This is a genomic window from Exiguobacterium sp. s128 (genome assembly GCF_018618815.1).
GTDB classification, from domain to species: Bacteria; Bacillota; Bacilli; order Exiguobacteriales; family Exiguobacteriaceae; genus Exiguobacterium_A; species Exiguobacterium_A antarcticum.
The window spans coordinates 1-2,957 of record NZ_JACSMT010000077.1 but is presented as its reverse complement, the minus strand read 5'-3'; the positions used below and the strand labels follow the sequence as shown (position 1 = coordinate 2,957).

The window sequence follows — 2,957 nt, the reverse complement described above, 5'->3', positions numbered from 1 at the left end:
TTTTTATAACCATGTCATTAGACGTGTGTTCTTAGAATACCAAAATGCTAGATCAAGGTATGAAGGGCGTACGGTGGATGCCTTGGCACTAGGAGCCGATGAAGGACGCGACGAACAGCGATATGCTTCGGGGAGCAGTAAGTATGCTTTGATCCGAGGATTTCCGAATGGGGGAACCCACCATCCGTAATGGGATGGGACATGTTACATGAATACATAGTGTAGCGTGAGGCAGACCCGGGGAACTGAAACATCTAAGTACCCGGAGGAAGAGAAAGCAAATGCGATTCCCTGAGTAGCGGCGAGCGAAACGGGAACAGCCCAAACCGGAGAGCATGCTCTCCGGGGTTGTAGGACACTCTATACGGAGTCAAAAAGGAAGACAGTAGGTGAACGACCTGGAAAGGTCGGCCGAAGAAGGTGACAGCCCTGTAGCTGAAACTGTTTTCCCTCCAGAGTGGATCCTGAGTACGGCGGGACACGTGAAACCCCGTCGGAATCCGGGAGGACCATCTCCCAAGGCTAAATACTCCCTAGTGACCGATAGTGAACCAGTACCGTGAGGGAAAGGTGAAAAGCACCCCGGAAGGGGAGTGAAATAGATCCTGAAACCGTATGCCTACAAGTAGTCAGAGCCCGTTAATGGGTGATGGCGTGCCTTTTGTAGAATGAACCGGCGAGTTACGATAGCGCGCGAGGTTAAGCTGATGAGGCGGAGCCGTAGCGAAAGCGAGTCTGAATAGGGCGCCATAGTGCGTTGTCGTAGACCCGAAACCAGGTGATCTACCCATGTCCAGGATGAAGGTCAGGTAACACTGACTGGAGGTCCGAACCCACGCACGTTGAAAAGTGCGGGGATGAGGTGTGGGTAGCGGTGAAATGCCAATCGAACCTGGAGATAGCTGGTTCTCCCCGAAATAGCTTTAGGGCTAGCCTCGAGGTTGAGAGTTCCGGAGGTAGAGCACTGATTGGACTAGGGGCCCCCACAGGGTTACCGAATTCAGTTAAACTCCGAATGCCGGCAACTTATACTCGGGAGTCAGACTGCGAGTGATAAGATCCGTAGTCAAGAGGGAAACAGCCCAGACCGCCAGCTAAGGTCCCAAAGTGTATGTTAAGTGGAAAAGGATGTGGCGCTGCCTAGACAGCTAGGATGTTGGCTTAGAAGCAGCCACCATTCAAAGAGTGCGTAATAGCTCACTAGTCGAGTGGCGCCGCGCCGAAAATGTAACGGGGCTAAACATACCACCGAAGCTGCGGATTCCGTAAGGAATGGTAGGGGAGCGTTCCAAACCGCTGTGAAGCTGTACCGTAAGGAGCAGTGGAGCGTTTGGAAGTGAGAATGCCGGTGTGAGTAGCGAAAAGAGGGGTGAGAATCCCCTCCGTCGAAAGCCCAAGGTTTCCTGAGGAAGGCTCGTCCGCTCAGGGTTAGTCTGGACCTAAGCCGAGGCCGAAAGGCGTAGGCGATGGATAACAGGTTGATATTCCTGTACCACCGATCCACCGTTTGAACAATGGGGGGACGCAGGAGGATAGTGACGCATGCGGATGGAAGTGCATGTGTAAGTTTCGAGACCGTCTGATTGGCAAATCCGTCAGGCATCAAAGTCGAGGAACGATGCGGAGTCCCGTAGGGACGAAGGTCACGATTTCACACTGCCAAGAAAAGCCTCTAGTGAGGTGGAAGGTGCCAGTACCGTAAACCGACACAGGTAGGCGGGATGAGAATTCTAAGACGCGCGGGATAACTCTCGTTAAGGAACTCGGCAAAATGGTCCCGTAACTTCGGGAGAAGGGACGCTCTACATTGAGTAGAGCCGCAGTGAATAGGCCCAAACGACTGTTTAGCAAAAACACAGGTCTCTGCTAAATCGCAAGATGACGTATAGGGGCTGACGCCTGCCCGGTGCTGGAAGGTTAAGGGGATGGGTTAGCGCAAGCGAAGCTTTGAACCGAAGCCCCAGTAAACGGCGGCCGTAACTATAACGGTCCTAAGGTAGCGAAATTCCTTGTCGGGTAAGTTCCGACCCGCACGAAAGGCGTAACGATTTGGGCACTGTCTCAACGAGAGACCCGGTGAAATCATAGTACCTGTGAAGATGCAGGTTACCCGCGACAGGACGGAAAGACCCCATGGAGCTTTACTACAGCCTGATATTGAGGCTTTGTGCATGATGTACAGGATAGGCGGGAGACGTCGAGACCGGAGCGCCAGCTTCGGAGGAGTCACCCTTGGGATACCGCCCTTCATGCATAGAGTCTCTAACTCGCAGCCGTCATCCGGCTGGAGGACCGTGTCAGGCGGGTAGTTTGACTGGGGCGGTCGCCTCCTAAACAGTAACGGAGGCGCCCAAAGGTTCCCTCAGAATGGTTGGAAATCATTCGTAGAGCGCAAAGGCAGAAGGGAGCTTGACTGCGAGACCTACAAGTCGAGCAGGGACGAAAGTCGGGCTTAGTGATCCGGTGGTTCCGCATGGAAGGGCCATCGCTCAACGGATAAAAGCTACCCTGGGGATAACAGGCTGATCTCCCCCAAGAGTCCACATCGACGGGGAGGTTTGGCACCTCGATGTCGGCTCATCGCATCCTGGGGCTGGAGTAGGTCCCAAGGGTTGGGCTGTTCGCCCATTAAAGCGGTACGCGAGCTGGGTTCAGAACGTCGTGAGACAGTTCGGTCCCTATCCGTCGTGGGCGCAGGAAATTTGAGGAGAGCTGTCCTTAGTACGAGAGGACCGGGATGGACGCACCGCTGGTGTACCAGTTGTTCCGCCAGGAGCATCGCTGGGTAGCTACGTGCGGACGGGATAAATGCTGAAAGCATCTAAGCATGAAGCCCCCTCCAAGATGAGATTTCCCTTTGAGTAATCAAGAAAGACCCCTCAGAGACGATGAGGTAGATAGGTCACGGGTGGAAGCATGGCGACATGCGGAGCTGAGTGATACTAATCGGTCGAGGC

At 54.0% G+C, this 2,957-nt stretch carries 1 rRNA gene; it reads left to right on the top strand.

From position 1 onward, the window contains the following. Nucleotides 1–50 precede the first annotated feature (50 nt). A 23S ribosomal RNA gene (locus tag KNQ13_RS15465) occupies nucleotides 51–2,957 on the top strand; the annotation flags it as partial.